The following is a 17,492-nucleotide window of genomic DNA, read 5'->3' on the forward strand; positions in this document are numbered from 1 at the left end:
CCGATCCCCGGGGGTCGTCGATCGACCCCCGGGGCGCGGTCAGTGGTGGAAGACGGACGCGACGCGGGCGCCGGCGGCGCCGATGTTGACGACGGATCCGCCGCCGGCGGGCACGGTGCGGCAGAACGCGCCGCCGTAGCCGTCGGGGAACGCGAAGACGCCCCAGACGGCGGTCCAGTCGGTGACCCGGCCGCCGGCGTCCATGACCGGTTCGCGGTTCGGGACGATCCGGCGCTGCGCGATGTACGGTTCGCGCAGGCATTCGGCGACGGTTTCGGCCCATTCGCGGTCGGTCTGGTCCCAGCCGGTGCGGATGCCGTGGCCGCCCAGGCCCGCGACCGGCTTGAGGATCATGGTGTCGCGTTCGGCGCGGACGAACTCGGCGAGGTCGCGGGTGAGGTGCCGGGTCCAGGGGAGGACGCGGTCGACGAGGGCGCGCTCGCCGGGCGCGAGGTCGGCTTCGGAGAGCAGCGCGAGGCAGCTCTTGTACGCGAACATCCCGTTGGAGACGGGCGTCCACAGGACGACGCGGCCGTCCTCGTGCGCGCGCTGGACGGTTTCGGCGGGGCGCACGTTGCGGTCGTCCCGCGCGATCTGGTTCGGGGTGTAGTAGCGCAGGACCAGGTCGATCGGCTTGCCGTGCAGGTGGAGGCGGCCGTTCCGCGTCTGGACCTGGTCGACGTCGCCGTAGACGAGGTCGATGCCGTGGCGGCGCATGGACGCCTGGAACGAGCGGTGCATCGCCTCGTAGGGGGCGATGCCGCCGACGCCTTCGAGGGTCGCGACGACCGGGTCGTCCTTGCCGGTGGCCCGGACGAACTGGCGTGCGATGGCGGCGGGGGTGTCGACGTGCGCGAGGCCGTGGTCGGCGGCGAACGCGCCGAACGCGTCGGTGGCGAGCAGGGCGCGGTTGAGGTCGCCGACGTCGACGCCGCCGAGTTCGCTGCCGACGTTGAACTCCATCAGCCGGTAGCCCGACGCGTCCTGGTACATGTCGGCGCGCCCGTACAGGACGGGTTCGCCGGAGAAGCGGGTCATGATGCCGGTGCGGTGCTCGTCCATGCCGAGGGCGCCGCAGAACGCGCGGACGTCCCCGCCGAACAGCCGGTCGGGGAGGGAGGTGAGCAGGCGGAACAGGCGGGCGAGGTCGTCGGCGGCGCGGCGGATCCCGTCCTCGGCGCAGAACATCGGGCGGGGCAGCAGGTACTTCCGCCAGGCCGCGGCGTACGTCTCGGGGAGGTCGGCGGACGCCACGGCGTCGCGGAGCGCTGGGTCGGCGGCGCAGGCGTCGAGGTACTTGTGGGTGACCATCAGGCGTCGGCCTCGACGTCGAGCTCCTTCTCGATGGCGCGGATGGCCTCCCGGTCGGCGTGGACCTGCGCGGAGTCCTCGTGGGCGAGGATGATGTAGCCCATCGTCATGCTGGCGAACAGGTCGGTGCTGGCGTCGACGTGGTCGCCGGTCTTCACGAGGTGGACGGGCGAGTGGTAGCTGGGCAGCTCGCGGGCCGCGTCGTAGATCTCGGCGTTGCGGACGATCCCGGTGGAGTGCGACATCAGGAACACGGCCATGACGTTGCGGTGCAGCGTGTAGCCGGGCGGCAGTTCGGGGCCGAGGCCCCGGCAGACGTCGACGATGCGGGTGACCTGGCTCTCGCCGGTGGCGATCTCGGTGACGGCGGGGTTGCCGGCGCCGGCGAGGCGCGCGTTGACCTCCAGCAGCCGCGGCCCGTCCGGGGTCATCATGATCTCGGTGTGGGCGGCCCAGTTCCGCAGCCCGACGGCGTCGAGCGCGGAGAGCCCGTAGTCGATCAGCTCGCCGTACTCGTCGGTGTCGTAGGGCAGCCACTCGACGGAGTCGTACACGGCGATGCCCTCGCCGTACGGCACCCGCCGGTACTTGATGATGTCGGTGATGGAGTGCCGCCCGTCGTGGCTGACGGTGTCGATGGCGTACTCGACGCCGGTGAGCTGCTCCTGGACGAGCACCTCCTCGGCGACGACGTCGAGCTTGTCGCGGCTGCCGAGCATCGCGTCGAACCGTTCGCGCCAGCCCTCGCCGCCGGGCGCGCGGCTCACCCCGACGGTGCCCGCGCTGGTCGGCGGCTTGATCACGAGGTCGCGGCCGGCGAGTCCCTCGCGGTCGATCCAGGCGGCGACGGCGGCCGGGTCGGTGGTGCAGATCTGCTTGGGGACGGGCAGGCCGGCGTCGGCGAGGGCCCGGTGCATGAGGTACTTGTGGCGGCGGGCGTCCACGAGCGCGGGGTCGTTGGAGAACGCGGGGGCGAGCGCGTCGGAGAGGCGCTGCGCCTCCTGCAGCGCCGCCTCGACGCCGGGGATGACGGCGATCGGCTTCAGCGCGCCGAGCCGGGCGATGGTCGCGTCGATGTCGCCGTGGTGGTTGATGACGGCGTCGTAGTCGGCGGGGTCGTGCGAGGAGTGCAGCGGGCCGAGGGAGGGCCCCGCGTAGTCCATCACGGCCACCGGGCTGAAGCCCGCCCGCCGCAGCGCGGGGGCGACCATCGCCGCCGAGGTGAAGGGGCGGACGATCGCGACGACCGGCTTGTCCATGGGGTTCCACCTTCGTTCGGTTGATGTGTTCATTCGGCGGCCGGGGCGAGGTCCGGTTTCTCGGCGGCGGCGGGACGGCGGCGCGCCGTGCCCGCGCCCGCGGCGACGCACGCGGCGGCGGCCAGCCCGCACGCCCCGGTGAGCACCCACACCCCGGAGCCCCACGCCTGCCACGCGGCGACGCCGATGATCGGGCCGAGCGCGTACCCGGCCTGCTGGGGGACGGTCGCGGCGGCGATGTAGCGGGCCCGCAGCGCGGGCGGGGCGACCAGGCCGGGGTAGGCCATCATCGACGGCGCGGCGATGACCTCCCCGAACGTCCACACGACCGTCGCGAGCACGAGGAGCGCGACGGGCGTCGGCCCGGCGTAGAGCAGGTGGCCGAGGCCGAGGACGGCCATCCCGATCGTCATCGGCAGCCCGATCGGGAGCCGCTGCGTCCACTTCGACAGCAGCACCTCGAACACGATCACGATGGCGCCGTTGACGGTGAGCAGCGCCGCGTACACCTGCTCGCCGTGCCCGTTGCCCGTCACGTACAGCGGGAGGGCGGCCGACCCCTGGATGTAGGCGACGGCGGTCAGGAAGAGGCCGAGGACGACCAGCATGAACCGGCGGTCGCCGGCGACCGCCCGGTAGCCGCCGCGCCCGCCGGCCGCGGCGTCGCCGCCGCCGGGTTCGGGGTCGCCCTTCAGCACCAGGTAGGCGACGATCCCGAACGCGAGGGACGTCGCCGCGTCGACGTAGAACAGGGCGTCGTAGGACGAGTACGCCAGCAGCAGCGCGGCGCCGAGCGGCCCGAGGGTCGCGCCGACGTTGAACGTCAGCCGCAGGACCGCGAACACCATGACGTGCCGGTCCTCCGGCGTGAGCTCGACGACCCACGCCATCGCCGCCGGACGGTACGCCTGCGCGGTCAGCCCGGCGCCGGCGGCGACCGCGGCGCCCACCCACATGTTCGGGACGTGGACGAGCGCGGCGGTCAGCACGGCGGTGCCGGCCATCGACCCGATGATGACGCGCCGGTAGCCGAACCGGTCGGCGGCGGCGCCGCCCGCCGCGGAGCCGGAGATCCGGCCGATCATCAGCGAGGTCAGCACGACGCCGGCCTGCCAGGCGGAGAACCCGCGGTCCGTCAGGTACAGCACCAGGAACGCGTTGAGGAACGCGGCGAGGTTGCTGATCAGGTTGCCGAGGACGAGGACGCGGACCGTCCCGTTCATCTGCCGCAGCGTGGCGATGATCGTCGGCGGCGCGGCGGCCTTCCCGGGGGTGCTCACGTCGCCGGCTCCAGCGGGGTGCCGGTGAAGGTGAAGAACCGGTCGGCGTCGGCCGCGGCCGCGCCGGTCTCGGCGAGCGTGTCGCCGACGGCGATGACGTAGCCGCTGCGGGCCAGCCCGTACGGTGGGAGCCGGATCCGCATGCCGGGCTCCACCGCCACCCGGACCTCCGTGATCGGCGGCCGGACGAGCTCCTCCCGCACCGCCGCCGACGTGATCTCCATGTCGTGCGCCGGGTACCCGAACCGGACGGACGCCGCGCGCGGCGGCCCGCGGAACACCACGGTCGGCGCGCGGCCCGCGACGACGTCGGCCGCCGCGAGCGGCGCGTCCACCCCGGACGTGAGCAGCCCGAGGTACGGGATCATCCCGCCGCCGAGCCGCACGTTGATCTCGACGACCTGCGGGCCGTCCGGCGTGAGCTTGAACTCGATGTGCGTGTACCCGTCGGTGAACCCGACCGCCTCGTGCGCCCGCCGCAGCGCGTCCCGCATGTCCGGGTCGTGCAGCAGCGGGTCGGCGGCGTCGACGTCGTGGCCGATCTCCTCGAACGCCATCCGGCCGGTCCCGAGGACCTTCCGGGCGACGATCAGCGGCGTGCACGTCCCGCGGTGCAGGACGCACTCGATCGCGACCTCGGGGCCTTCGAGGAACTCCTCGACGAGCACGTAGTCGTCGAACTGCCGGATGCCGCCCATCCGGACCCCGTCGGTCAGCGCGAACGCGGCGTCGAGTTCGTCCGGTCCGTGGACCTTGCGGACACCCATGCTGCCGCCGAGGTTGCGCGGCTTGAGGATGACGGGGTAGCCGATCCGGTCGGCGAACGCGCGCGCGTCGTCCAGAGTGGAGACGGCCAGCGACGCGGGCTGCGGCAGGCCCGCGGCCCGCAGCGCGGCGCGCGTCGCGTACTTGTCGCGGCACCGCGCGACGGCGTCCGGGTCGAGGACGGGGAAGCCGAGCGCGGCCGACAGGTGCGCGGACGTCTCGATGTACACCTCGTCGTAGCAGAACACGCCCGCGACGTCGTGGTCGCGCGCCACGTCCCGCGCGGCCGCCGTGAGCTTGTCGAGGTCGAGGCAGTCGACGACCGTGTGCCCGGCGATGTAGGGGTCTTCCCAGGTGGGCGGCGCCGGGTTCAGCAGCCAGATCCGGTACCGGGCGGACACCGACTCCAGGATGTAGGCGCGGTACACCGAGTAGCTGCTCGCGATCAGGAGCAGAAGCGGGCGTTCCCTGGCCGAATCGTCTTGCCTCATGCGAAGTAGTCCTCCAGGGGGCCGCGGCGGCGGACGTCCAAGGTCGCGCAGTGGAAGCCGCCGCCGAAGGTGTTGACCGTGCGGAACGGCACGGGGATGGGGGTGAAGCCCTCCTTCTCGAGGAGCCGGAGGAGTTCGGTCTCCCGGGCTTCGACGAAGATGCGGTCCTGGTCGAGCATCAGGGTGTTCATCGCGATCCAGCGGCTGCAGAAGTACATCGTCTGGTCGGCGGGAATGGCGGGTTCGGGGCAGACGACGGTGTCCCAGCCGGCGAACATCTCCGGCAGTTCGCGCACCCGCTCGGGGTTGATCAGGACGCGGCCGGGGCGCAGCGGGACGAACGTGGCGTTGAGGTGCATCGGGTGGTCGTCGAGGAACGCGACCTCGTGGACGCGGAACTCGTCGCCGAGGAGGCGGCGCACCCAGTCGATGCCGAAGCGGTTCGTGACGTGGCTGCGCTGCACGAGGATGTCGCGGCCGAAGCGCATGAAGTCGCCGGCGTCCACGATCGGCTCGAACTCGGTGATGACGGACGTCTCGGGCGGGAACGGGTTCGCGGGGTCGGGGGCGGCGGGCTTCGCGGCGGCGTAGCCGGGGTTGTAGGACGCGTCCGTGAGCTGGGGTTTCGGGGCGGCGACCCAGCGGGCGCCGCGCCGGAAGTAGTCCTTGAAGATCGTCCGGAAGGGGTGGGTGGCGAAGTAGTAGGACCGCCAGCCCATGGTGGCCTCGACGATCTGGTCGCCGGCGACGAGCGCGATGTCGCGGGGGAAGGTGTGGGAGGAGCCGCCGGTGGACGACCAGTCGGCGGTGCCGAACGCGGCGGACTGGTCGACGGGGTCGGGGCGCCGGACGGTCACGCCCTCGGCCTCGAGGATCGCGGCGAAGCCGTCGAGCTCCTCGCGGGCGGCGTCGACCTGGTCGGCGGGGAAGGGGCCGCCGCCGTTGCGCCGGTAGAAGTCCCACGCCTCGGGCGGGACGGTCGCCTCGACGGCGGGGTGCCAGGGCGGGACGGCGGCGCCGTCGACGACGCCGACGATGACCTCTTCGAGCGGGTCCCACTCGTTGTAGGACGAGACGGGCGACGGTTCAGGCATCGTGGGTCCTTTCGGCGGTCCGGACGGACACGCGGGCGCGGGTCGATGCGGCCTTGAGGCCGTGCAGGCGGTGCGCGGGGACGTGCAGGACGTCGCCCTTCTCCAGCAGGTGCGGGCGCTCGGTGGCCCACGCGTGCACGTGGACGGCGCCGTCCTCGACCTCGATGAGCCGGTCGGCGTCGTGGACGCCGGTGGTGAACGGGTCGTCCGGGCGCAGGGTCGTGACGGACGCGTCGTCGCGTGCGGCGACCGGGGGGTTCGTGTGGGCGTCGAGGGTGTCGGCCCACGCGATCTGGGCGCGGAAGTCCTCGTCGCCGAGGCGGAGGAGGAGCTTGGTGTCCTCGATGCCGCGCACGAGTTCGGGGATGACGAGTTCGCCGTGCGCGCGCGCCAGCCCGAGGAGGAGGTTCTCGTAGGTCATGCGCCCGTGGTGGACGTCGATGTGGGCGTGCTCGTCGCAGTACTTGGCGTCCACGCGGTCGCCGTAGACGGCGCGGAGCATGACGCCGGTGTCGGCGAAGCCCTGGGCGAACAGCCACTCCAGGTAGGTCACCGCCGCCATGTAGCGGAACATCCCGCGGTGGTCCTCGGTGAGCCAGTTGAAGTAGTTGACGCCGATGAGGGAGCTGGTGAGGTAGAAGTTCCAGTACGCGTGCAGGTCGGTGCGGAGGCCGACGCTGGCGAGCATCTCCTTGAAGATCGTGCTGTGCTTGGCGCCGTAGACGCCGTACCCGAACTCGTCGTTGAAGATCTTGAAGAGTTCGGACTGCTCGGCGCCGTAGGACCCGCCGAGGTTGCGGGCCATCGCGGACGCCTCGGTCAGCGCGTCCAGCGCGAGCTGGATGAGGTGCAGGTTCGCGGCCTCCTCCGGGTGCCGGCACTCGACGATCGCCCGCATGGTGCCGCCGACCGGCGCGGACGCGTCGACGGCCGGGTTGACGCCGGACGCGTCGGCGGGGGCGCCCGCGCCGCCGACCTCGGCGAGGAAGTACTCCTGGAGGTCGTCGAGGGTCCGGACGGGCGGGGCCGGGACGGCGTCGTCGAGGAACGCGAACGCGTAGCGTTCCAGCCCGGGGCGGACGGCGTCGCGGAGCCGCCGCACCTCGTCGCCGTAGAAGAGGTCGAAGTCGTCCTTGGCGGTGGCGAGCCCGGCCGCCGGGAGGAGGATCATGTCGCTCTCGTAGGCGTTGCACAGGATCCGCCCGGCGGCGAGCTGGCCCGGCCCGAGGAACTCGGCGAGGGTGGCGGGGACGGTGTGGCCGGCGAGGGCGTCGATCGCGCCGATCGGCCGCCGGTAGGGATTGCCGGTGATGTAGACGTCCGGTCCCGGCCGGAAGATCGGCTGCGCGCAGTAGGCGGCGAGCGCGGACGACCGCCCGGTGTCCGTGCTCGTCGTGTCCGTGCTCGTCGTGTCCGTGCTCGTCGTGCCGGTGCTCGTCGTGTCGCTGATCGTCATGCGGTCTCCTCGGCGGGCGGGACCTCGAAGCGGATGTGCCGCCCGTCGTGCAGCGCGGTCACCGCGACGGGGTCGCCGGGCTGGACCAGCGGCGGGACGGGCAGGCACTGGATCGCCTGCTTCCAGTGCGACTCGACGCCGGGCGCGTTCGTCAGCGTGACGCCGGGCACGAGGTCCATCTCGAACCAGAACGCGACGGCGTGCAGCCGTCCGGGGGAGGTGGGCCGGACGAGCAGCTCGGTGCGCTGCGGGGACGCGTCGGCGGTGCGGAAGTCGAAGTCGAAGACCGGCACCGGCTCGGACAGGGCGCGGTGCTCGTGGCGGTGCAGCCGGGAGTCGAAGTACTCGAGCGTCGACAGCCGGTTGAAGGGCGCGAGGTCGAAGCCGTGCAGCTTGCCGACGTGGTTCTTGCGGTGCAGGTGGACGCTCTCGACGAGCTGCGCGTACACGCGGGCTCGGTACGGCATGATCGTCGCGTCCGGGGCGAGCAGGTGCTCGCGGGCGTGCGCGATGGTGCCGAGGATGCCCTCGCCGAGCAGCCCGCAGTCGACGATCTCGGTGACGAGCAGGTCGGCGCGGCGCGGCAGGTCGCCGGGGACGGTCATCCGGGTCGACATCTTCGGGACGACCCGGACCGTGTCGTCGTATCCGGCGGTGCGGACGACCTCGACGGCGGCCCCGGCGACGGCCGGCTGGCCCTCGCAGGCGACGACGCCGCGGGCACCGGCGCGGGCGGCCATCATCGCGAGGAGTCCCGAGCCGGCGCCGATGTCGAGGACGAGCGCGTCCGGGTTCGCGGCGACGGCCTGCCGGATCGCGTGGTCGTAGCGTTCGGCGCGCTCCTCGTCGTGCAGCATCTCCCAGTGCCAGCGCGGCACGGCGTGCCGGACGGCCCGGTTGTGGCCGAGCAGCGCCTCCTGGTTGTGCCGGTCGACGCCGAGGATCAGCCGGTAGGCGCGGGCGGCGTCCTCGTAGCGGCCCTGGTCGTGGAGGTCGCTCCCCCAGGCGAGGAACTCGGCCACGTTGATGGCGGGGGCGTCGGTGGCGGGGGCGGCGATCGGGGGCGCGGTCTCGGGTGCGGTCGCGGTGTCACGGGTGAGGGTCACGGCCGGGCCTCCCGGGCTCGGGGTGGACGGTGTCAGCGGCATGCGGGCTCCCGATCGCTCGCGTCCGGGTCGGGGCTCGCGTCCGGGTCGGGGCCGGGCGGGAGGTTCGCGAGGACCTCCTTGTGCAGGACGGACACGGGCGTGTCGTCCGCCGTGCCGTCGGGGAGGACGACGACGGCCTCGTCGCCGGTGCGCACCATCGGGAGGCAGCCGCGGCGGACGGCGGCGACGCCGACCCGGGTGCCGTGCCACGGGCAGGCGAGCCGCCGCCCGTCCGGGGTGGGGCGGGCGAGGGAGAGCGGGCCGCCGCGGTGGGGGCAGTGGTCGCGGACGAGCAGCGGCGGGCCGCCCGCGCGCAGGACGAAGTACCGGTCGTGGCCGACGTAGAGGGTGTTGTGCCGGCTCAGGTCGATGACGATGACGCGGGCCATCGGCTCCTCTTCGAGTGATCGGCGCGCGCGGAGGCGGGCGGGGGCGGGCACGCGCGGGCCGCCGCCCGTCCGGGCGCGGGTGGAACGGGAGGGGCGCGCTCTCAGGCGCGCGGGGGAGCGTGGCGGGTCATCCGTCGCGGTCGACGGGCCGTTCGGCGGGTTGTGCGGCGGGCCGGTCGACGGGCCGGTCGACGGGGTGGGCGAGGCAGACGGCCTCGGGCGTCACGGCGCGCAGGCCGTGGAGGCGCCCGGCGGGGACGAGCAGCACGTCGCCGCGCGCGAGCCGTTCGGGCGGCCCGGTCGGGGTGGTGACGAGGTCGGCCTCCCCGGCGGCCATCTCCAGGACGACGTCGCCGTCGCGGGTGCGGGTGCCGAAGGGCGCGTCCGGGGCCAGGACGATCCGGTCCGGTTCGGCGCCGCGCGCGGTGCGGGCGTCCGCGGCGAGGCCGCGGTACCGGGTGAGGTCGTCGGACCAGCGGATCTGCGCGGCGGTGTCCGCCTCGAACCAGTCGCCGACGAGCCGGGCCTCGGCGACGCCGCGGAGCAGCTCGGGGACGACGCGGGGGCCGTGCCGGTCGGCGAGGGCGAGCAGGACCTGCTCGCGGGTGATGCGGCCGTGGTGCTCGTCGATGTGCGCGTGCTCGTCGCAGTAGTGCAGGTCGACGGCGTCGCCGAAGATGTCGCGGAAGACCTTGACCATTTCCACGAATCCGGGGGCGAAAACGGCCTCCGCATAGGTCACCGCGCCCGCGTATCGGAAGAATTTCGCATGGTCGCGGGACAGGTAGTAGTAATAGTTGTTCGTGGCGAGCGGCCCGGCGAGATAGAAGTTCCAGTACGCGTGCACATGGGTCGCCATGGCGCGGCTGCGCAGCATCTTGGCGAAGATCGTGGTGTGCTTCGCGTCGTGGACGCCGTACCCGAATTCGTCGATGAAGATCTTGAACAGGGCGGACTGCTCGGGCCCGTACGCGCCGGCGAGGTTGCGCGACATCGCGGACGCCTCGGTGAGGCCGTCCAGGGCGAGCTGCACCAGGTACAGGTCGGCGGCGGTGCGGCGGTCGTGCGCGGCGGCGACGGCGGCGAGCGCGGGGGACGGGCCGGTCGCGGCCTCGGCGACGACGTGCCGGAAGTAGGCGTCGAGGACGTCGACGGTGTCGGCGCCGCTGACGTCGACGGCGCCGGCGAGGCAGCCGAACGCGAGGCGTTCCAGCTCGGAGAGGGAGCTCTCGCGGAGTTCGCGCAGGTCCTCGCCGTAGAAGCGGTCGAAGTCGTCGTGCAGCGGCGCGAGGCCCCCTTCGGGGAGCAGCACGGTCTCGGCCTCGTAGAAGGTGCCGAGCAGCCGGTGCGCGGCGAGGGCGCGGTGCGCGGACGGCGCCGCGGCGTCGAGCGGCCGGGCGAAGTCGCCGGCGGCGAGGGTGTCGGGGGCGAGCGCCCGGCGGTACGGGTTGGGGGCGTGCAGGACCCGGGCGTCACCGCGGAACAGCGGGCCGCGCGCGAACGCGAGGAGCCGCTCTCCCAGGGGTCCGCCGGCCCGCTCTCCGGCAGGGGTGACCTGAGATTGGATTGTCATTTAGTTGTACCGTTCACCTGACTACGCGTGGATGGGTGTAGCGAAAGGTGTACGGGGCCGATTGTGTCGGCCCGGTGCGTGTCAAACGGTTCATGATTCGCGGATACGCGAACCTATAAGTGGTTGATCACCGCGGCGGTCCCCTCACCTCGTTGTGAAAGACCAATGGATCGGTCGGCCGGAACGTTAACAGCGGTCTTCGAGGCGATCAATGAACGGAGTGTGACGGGCCGCACGCCGGGCGGGCACTCGGCGTGCCTCTTGACGATCCGGCCGGGTTCGGCGTGGGGCGGCCGGGCGGTGCGGCGCCGCGGGCGGGTCGCGGCGCCGGAACGCGGGCCCGACCGGCCTGACCTCGGCGGCCGATGATCAAGCGACCGGGCGGCGCGGACCGGACGGACGGGCGCCGCGTGCGGCGCACGGGCGCGGGCGGGGACGCGGCGGGCGTCCGGTCCGGGTGTCGGTCGGCCCGGATCGGTGTCCGGATGCGGTCAGCGGGCGGGGGCGATCGCCCGGGTCCGGCGGCCGCACCGGTCGCGCGTCCGCATTACGGCCCGACCATAACGCCGACCGTTTTCCCGTCAGGCGGCGTGGACCCGCTCCCCCGCGAGGTACGTCTCCCGCGATCGTCGAGCAGTCGGTGACGCTGAAGTGGGTGAAGCGGGTGGGACGCCTCCTGGACGACGAGGGCCGCAGCATCGGCGCCACGGCGTCCCCGCGTTCGACGCCATGGTGCTCACGCTGGGCCGGGAGATCGACCGGCTGGCGCCGGTCCCGGTCACGGCACGCTGATCGCCGGGGCGGCGCGCTCCCGCTCCCACATCGACCGGTAGATCCCCGGACGGGCCGCGAGTTCGGCGTGCGTGCCGCGATCGGCGATCCGGCCCCGGTCGAGCACGACGATCTCGTCCACGGCGTCCAGGCCCGCGAGCCGGTGCGTGACGAGCAGCGTCGTGCGTCCCTCCGTGGCCGCCAGCAGGTCGGCGGTCAGCGCGTCGGCCGTCTCGGTGTCGAGGTGCTCGGCGGGCTCGTCCAGCAGCAGGACCGGGAAGCCGGCCAGCAGCGCGCGGGCCAGCGCGATCCGCTGCCGCTGCCCGCCCGACACCTGCGCGCCGTGCTCCCCGACCCGCGTGTCCAGGCCCGACGGCAGCGCGTCGACCCACTCCAGCAGCCGCGCCCGCCGCAGCGCGTCCCGGATTTCCTCCTCGCTCGCCGAGCGCCGCGCCAGCCGGACGTTCTCGCCGATCGTCGAGTCGAACAGGTGCGCGTCCTGCGCGCACAGCCCCACGACGGTGCGCAGGTCGTCCCCCGCGAGGTCGCGGACGTCCGTGCCGTTCAGCGTCACCCGTCCGTCCGCCGGTTCGAGGAACCGCAGCAGCACGGACGCGAGGGTCGTCTTGCCCGAACCGCTCGGGCCCACCACCGCGACGCGGCGTCCGGGCGGCAGGTCGAGCGACACGCCGTCGAGCGCCCACGGCCCGTCGGGCGTCCAGCGCGCGCGCAGGTCCGTCACGCGAACCGTGTGGGGGCCGTCCGGGAGCCGCACCGGCTCGTCCGGGTCCCGCACGGGTTCGGGCCCGTCCAGGACGGCGAACACCCGCGCCGCCGACGCCCGCACCCGCTCGAGGTACTGCGCCGCGAGCGGCAGTCCGTTGACGACCTCGAACGCGGCGAGCGGCAGCATCACCACGACCGCGAGCAGTACCCCGTCGAGCGTCCCGTCCCGCACCGCCGGGACGCCGGTCGCGAGCCCGCCCCACACGGCGAGCCCGCCCGCGAGCGCCGACAGCGCCGCGCCCAGCCCGGCGGTCCCCGCCGACCGGGCCGTCGCGCGGGTGAACTCCCGGTCGATCCGGGCGGCCTCCGCGAGCCGCGCCGGGGCCGCGCCGTAGGCGATCAGCTCGGGCGCCCCGTGCAGCGTGTCGACGACGTGCGACGCCAGCTCGCCCCGCAGGTCGGCCGTCCGCCGCTCCGCCCGCCGCGCGACCGCCGCCGACAGCCACGGGGCGGCGAGCCCGGCGGCCAGCAGCGTCGCCAGCAGCACGGCCCCGGCGGCGGGCAGCAGCGCCCACGCCACCCCGACCGACGCGCCCCCGACGACCGCCGCGACCGCGCACGGCAGCAGCGTCCGCAGGTAGAGGTCCTGGACGGCGTCGACGTCGTCGACGAGCCGGGCGAGCAGGTCGCCGCCGCGGAACGCGGGCAGCCCCGCCGGGGCGAGCCGCTCCAGCCGCTCGTAGACGCGGGCCCGCAGGTCGGCGAGGATCCGGAACGTCGCGTCGTGCCCGACGAGCCGCTCCACGTACCGGAACACGCCGCGCCCGATCCCGAACGCCCGGACCGCCACGATCGCGACCATCAGCATCAGGACGGGCGGATGCTGCGCCGCCCGCGAGATCAGCCACGCCGACGTCCCCATCAGCGCGACCCCGCTCCCGAGCGCGAGCACCCCGAACACGACGGAAACGACCAACCGCCCCCGCACGGGCCGCGAGAGCCTGATCAGCCGCCAGATCGGCCCGTTCACGCCGCCACCTCCGCCGGTTCCACGTGGACGACTCGGTCGGCGAGGGCGGCGAGGGCGGGGCGGTGGGCGACGAGGACGACCGTGCGGTCGGCGGTGAGGCGGCGGACGGCCTCGATGACGGCGGCCTCGCTCTCCGCGTCGAGGCCCGAGGTCGGTTCGTCCAGCAGGAGCAGCGGCGCGTCCCGCAGGAACGCGCGGGCGAGCGCGACGCGCTGCCGCTGTCCCGCCGACAGGCCCGCGCCGCGCTCGCCGAGCGGGGTGTCGAGGCCGCGGGGGAGGTCGTCGGCGAACTCGAGGACGTTCGCCGCGCGGGCGGCGTCCCGCACCGCCTCGTCGGTGGCGTCCGGGTCGCCGAGGCGGATGTTCGCGGCGATCGTCCCGGCGAACAGGTGCGGGCGCTGCGGCACCCACGCGAGGTGGCGGCGCCACGCGTCCGGGTCGAGGTCGGCGAGGTCGGCCCAGTCGACGAGGACGCGCCCCGCGTCGGGCCGGGCGAAGCCGAGGAGGACGTTCAGCAGCGTCGACTTCCCCGAGCCGCTCGGGCCGGTGAGGGCGACGGTCTCCCCCGGGTGGATCGTGAGGGAGAAGGCGTCGAGGGCGGGCGCGTCGCGTTCCGGGTAGGCGACGGTGACGCCGTCGAGGCGGATCGTGGCGCCGCGGACGTCCGGGACGCGGGTGTCCGTGCCGGCCTCCGGCAGGGGGGTTTCGAGGACCTCGAAGATGCGTCCGGCGGCGGTGAGGCCCTCGACGCTCGCGTGGTACTGCGCGCCGACCTGGCGCAGCGGGAAGTACGCCTCCGGCGCGAGGATCAGGATCAGCAGCGCGGTCTCGAAGGCCATGCCGCCCTCGACGAGGCGGAGCCCGATCGACACGGCGACGAGCGCGACCGACAGCGTCGAGAGGAGTTCGAGCACCATCGCGGAGACGAACGCGATCCGCAGCGTCGACATGGTGGCCTTGCGGTACCGGCCGGTGACCTCGCGGATGCCGCGGGCCTGCGCCTTCGCGCGGCCGAACACCTTCAGCGTGGGCAGGCCCGCGACGACGTCCAGGAAGTGCGCGGACAGCAGCGAGAGGGTGCGCCACTGCCGGTTCATCTTCCACTGCGTCGCGAGGCCCACCAGGATCGCGAAGACGGGGATCAGCGGGACGGTCACCGCGATGATCACCGCGGAGAGCCAGTCGCCGAGCAGGATGCGGGCGCCCACGGCCAGCGGGACCGTCACGGCGAGGATGAGCTGCGGCAGGTAGCGGGCGAAGTAGCCGTCGAGGGCGTCGACGCCGCGGGTCGCGAGCGTCGCGAGTTCGCCGCTGCGCTCGCCCGACAGCCAGCGGGGGCCGAGCCGGGTCGCGTGCTCCAGGAGGCGGCCGCGGAGCTGCGACTTCACGGCGGCGGCCGACCGGTGCGCCGCCACCTCCTGGAGCCAGGCGACGGCGCCGCGGCCCGCGACGACCGCGAGGAGCAGCAGCATCGGCGTGCGCAGATCGCCGAGGTCGGCCGATCCGAGGAACGTCCGGCTGATCATGTCGGCGAGCAGCGTCGCCTGCGCGATGACGAGCCCGGCGGTGGCGGTGCCGAGGACGGCCGACGCGGCGAGGAACACGCGGGTGGTGCGGGCGTGGCGCAGCAGGCGCGGGTCGAGCGGCTTCATCCGACCGGGCTCTTCTTCTTCGGGCTCTTCTTCTTCGGGGTCTTCGCCGGCGGGATCTGCGCGGTGCCGATCCGCTTGCGGAACACCCAGTACGTCCAGCCCTGGTAGATCATCACGATCGGGGTGAACACCAGCGCGACCCACGTCATGATCTCGAGGGTGTAGTCGCTGGACGCCGCGTTCTCCTTGGTCAGGCCGTTCGCGGCGGTGATCGTGGACGGCATCACGTCGGGGAACAGCGAGCCGAACAGCGTCACGAAGGCGAGGACGACGGCCGTCCCGGTCCCGATGAAGGCCCAGCCCTCGCGGCCGCGCGCGTTCGCGGCGGCGGCGCCGGCGAGCGCGGCGGCGGCGCCCGCGACCGCGAGCCACGTCCACGTCTTGCCGTACTGCACCTGCGTGACCAGCAGGAACGACCCGGCGACGACGAGCGCGGCGGCGGCCGCGACGCGCGCGATGCTCCGGGCGTGCGTCCGGACGGTCCCGGTCGTCTTCAGCGCGACGAACACCGCCCCGTGCAGGACGAACAGGGTGAGCGTCGTCAGCCCGCCGAGCAGCGCGTACGGGTTGAGGAGGTCGAGGAGCGTCCCGGCGTACTCGTGGTCGGCGTCCAGCGGGACGCCCCGGACGATGTTCGCGAACGCGACGCCCCACAGGAACGCGGGGACGACGCTGCCCCAGAAGATCGCGCGGTCCCAGCGGGCGCGCCACAGGGCGTCGTCCCGCTTGCCGCGGTACTCGAACGCGACGCCGCGCACGATGAGCGCGAGCAGGATGAGCAGGAGCGGCAGGTAGAAGCCGCTGAACAGGGTCGCGTACCACTCGGGGAACGCGGCGAACATCGACGCGCCCGCGACGATGAACCACACCTCGTTGCCGTCCCACACCGGGCCGATCGTGTTGATCACGACGCGGCGGCGGACGTCGTCGCGGCCGAGCACCGGCAGCAGCATGCCGACGCCGAAGTCGAAGCCCTCCAGGAAGAAGTAGCCGATCCACAGGAACGCGATGATCAGGAACCAGGCGGTCGTCAAGTCCATGACGGCGGGCCCTTTCGCTCGAAGGTCAGTAGGCGAACGCGAGCGCGCGCTCTTCGTCGTGGTCGTCGTCGCCGTCCTCGGGCGCCGGCGCGACGTCGTCCTCGGTGGGCGGCCCGGCCTTCGCGTACTTGGCGAGCAGCTTGACCTCGATGACGAACAGGACGGCGTAGAGCGCGGTCAGCGCGACGACGGAGAGCAGCATCGAGCCGGCGGACACCCCGGGCGAGACGCTCTGCGAGGTCTGCATCAGCCCGTACACCGACCAGGGCTGGCGTCCCATCTCGGTGAACACCCACCCGGCGGAGCTGGCGATGAACGGCAGGGTGAGCGACAGCATCCCGATCCGCCACATCCACGGGTTGCCGGGGAGGCGGCCGCGGCGGGTCAGCCACAGGCCGAGCAGCGACAGCCCGGCGGTGGCCATCCCGATGTAGACCATCATCCGGAACGTCCAGTACGTGACGGGGACGTTCGGCGTGTAGTCGCCCGGGCCGTGCTCGGCCTCGGCGGCGGCCTGGAGGTCGTTCATGCCCTGGACCTCGCCGTCGAAGCCGCCGGTGGCGAGGAACGACAGCACCCCGGGGATCTCGAGCCCGACGATCTCCTCGGTGCCGTCGGGCGTCCGGATGCTGAAGGGCGAGAACGGCGCCCCGGTCTGGGTCTCGTGCAGCCCCTCGGCGGCGGCCATCTTCATGGGCTGGTGCTCGGTGACGACCTTGCCCAGCATGTCGCCGCTGATCGCGACGGCGATCGACGCGACGGCGGTGACGACGAGCGCCATCCGCAGCGACGGCCGGAACACCTCGACGTGCTTGCGCCGCATCAGGTGCCACGCGCTGACCCCGGCGACGAACATCCCGGCGGTGACGAACGACGCCGCGATCGTGTGCGGGAACGCGGTGAGGTGCATCGGGTTCGTGAGGACGGCCCAGAAGTCGGTGAGCTCGGCGCGCCCGGACGCCTCGTCGATGCGGTAGCCGACGGGGTTCTGCATCCAGGAGTTCGCGGCGAGGATGAAGAACGCGGACAGGATCGTGCCGAGCGACACCATCCAGATGCACGCGAGGTGGATCTTCTTCGGCAGCCGGTCCCAGCCGAAGATCCACAGGCCGAGGAACGTCGACTCGAAGAAGAAGGCGAGCAGCCCCTCGATCGCGAGCGGCGCGCCGAAGACGTCCCCGACGAACCGGGAGTAGGCGGACCAGTTCATGCCGAACTGGAACTCCTGCACGATCCCCGTCACGATCCCCATCGCGAAGTTGATCAAGAAGAGCTTGCCCCAGAACTTGGTGGCCCGCAGGTACTCGGTCTTGCCCGTCCGCACCCACGCCGTCTGCATCCCGGCGACGAGCGCGACGAGCCCGATGGACAGCGGGACGAACAGGAAGTGGTAGACGGTCGTGATCCCGAACTGCCACCGTGCGATGTCAACCGTGTCCATGGCCACCCTGCTCCCGGCCGAACGTCCTCATGCGCGGGCCTCCCCGGCTATCTACTACAAGCTGTA

General features: G+C 73.3%; 13 protein-coding genes. All 13 read right to left on the reverse strand.

Features of this window, described 5'->3' with window-relative positions:
- Positions 1-39: 39 nt before the first annotated feature.
- Positions 40-1,311: a hypothetical protein gene (locus tag AB0L25_RS06600; RefSeq protein WP_500169316.1), complete on the reverse strand. Its 1,272-nt coding sequence runs from the start codon at positions 1,309-1,311 to the stop codon at positions 40-42.
- Positions 1,311-2,570: an ATP-grasp domain-containing protein gene (locus AB0L25_RS06605; protein WP_500169318.1), complete on the reverse strand. Its 1,260-nt coding sequence runs from the start codon at positions 2,568-2,570 to the stop codon at positions 1,311-1,313. Before AB0L25_RS06605 ends, AB0L25_RS06600 begins: the two co-directional genes overlap by 1 nt.
- 29 nt (positions 2,571-2,599) lie before the next feature.
- On the reverse strand, positions 2,600-3,850 hold the full coding sequence (locus AB0L25_RS06610; protein ID WP_500169319.1) for an MFS transporter: 1,251 nt from the start codon (positions 3,848-3,850) through the stop codon (positions 2,600-2,602).
- Complete coding sequence (locus tag AB0L25_RS06615) at positions 3,847-5,106, reverse strand: ATP-grasp domain-containing protein (protein ID WP_500169321.1); 1,260 nt, start codon at positions 5,104-5,106, stop codon at positions 3,847-3,849. Before AB0L25_RS06615 ends, AB0L25_RS06610 begins: the two co-directional genes overlap by 4 nt.
- Positions 5,103-6,200 (reverse strand): hypothetical protein, encoded by a 1,098-nt coding sequence (locus tag AB0L25_RS06620; protein WP_500169323.1) that lies wholly within the window; start codon positions 6,198-6,200, stop codon positions 5,103-5,105. Before AB0L25_RS06620 ends, AB0L25_RS06615 begins: the two co-directional genes overlap by 4 nt.
- The gene (locus AB0L25_RS06625; protein WP_500169325.1) at positions 6,193-7,656 is read right to left on the reverse strand and encodes an iron-containing redox enzyme family protein; all 1,464 of its coding nucleotides are present in this window, start codon (positions 7,654-7,656) and stop codon (positions 6,193-6,195) included. The genes AB0L25_RS06620 and AB0L25_RS06625 overlap by 8 nt, the downstream gene beginning before the upstream one ends.
- Positions 7,653-8,762 carry a 50S ribosomal protein L11 methyltransferase gene (locus AB0L25_RS06630; protein ID WP_500169327.1) on the reverse strand — a complete coding sequence of 370 codons (1,110 nt, stop codon included), beginning with the start codon at positions 8,760-8,762 and terminating at the stop codon, positions 7,653-7,655. Before AB0L25_RS06630 ends, AB0L25_RS06625 begins: the two co-directional genes overlap by 4 nt.
- 32 nt (positions 8,763-8,794) lie before the next feature.
- Positions 8,795-9,193 carry a Rieske 2Fe-2S domain-containing protein gene (locus tag AB0L25_RS06635; protein WP_500169329.1) on the reverse strand — a complete coding sequence of 133 codons (399 nt, stop codon included), beginning with the start codon at positions 9,191-9,193 and terminating at the stop codon, positions 8,795-8,797.
- Between the two features lie 127 nt (positions 9,194-9,320).
- The gene (locus AB0L25_RS06640; protein WP_500169331.1) at positions 9,321-10,766 is read right to left on the reverse strand and encodes an iron-containing redox enzyme family protein; all 1,446 of its coding nucleotides are present in this window, start codon (positions 10,764-10,766) and stop codon (positions 9,321-9,323) included.
- Between the two features lie 778 nt (positions 10,767-11,544).
- Positions 11,545-13,293 (reverse strand): thiol reductant ABC exporter subunit CydC, encoded by a 1,749-nt coding sequence (gene cydC, locus AB0L25_RS06645; RefSeq protein WP_500169333.1) that lies wholly within the window; start codon positions 13,291-13,293, stop codon positions 11,545-11,547.
- Entirely contained in the window at positions 13,290-14,945 is a 1,656-nt protein-coding gene (cydD, locus tag AB0L25_RS06650) for a thiol reductant ABC exporter subunit CydD (protein WP_500169335.1), read from the reverse strand. The genes cydC and cydD overlap by 4 nt, the downstream gene beginning before the upstream one ends.
- On the reverse strand, positions 14,942-15,985 hold the full coding sequence (gene cydB / locus AB0L25_RS06655) for a cytochrome d ubiquinol oxidase subunit II (protein ID WP_500169337.1): 1,044 nt from the start codon (positions 15,983-15,985) through the stop codon (positions 14,942-14,944). The genes cydD and cydB overlap by 4 nt, the downstream gene beginning before the upstream one ends.
- Before the next feature lie 25 nt (positions 15,986-16,010).
- Positions 16,011-17,426 carry a cytochrome ubiquinol oxidase subunit I gene (locus AB0L25_RS06660; protein ID WP_500169339.1) on the reverse strand — a complete coding sequence of 472 codons (1,416 nt, stop codon included), beginning with the start codon at positions 17,424-17,426 and terminating at the stop codon, positions 16,011-16,013.
- Positions 17,427-17,492 lie beyond the last annotated feature (66 nt).

Origin of the sequence: Spirillospora sp. NPDC052242 (genome assembly GCF_040679555.1) — a bacterium.
Classification (GTDB): domain Bacteria; phylum Actinomycetota; class Actinomycetes; order Streptosporangiales; family Streptosporangiaceae; genus Spirillospora.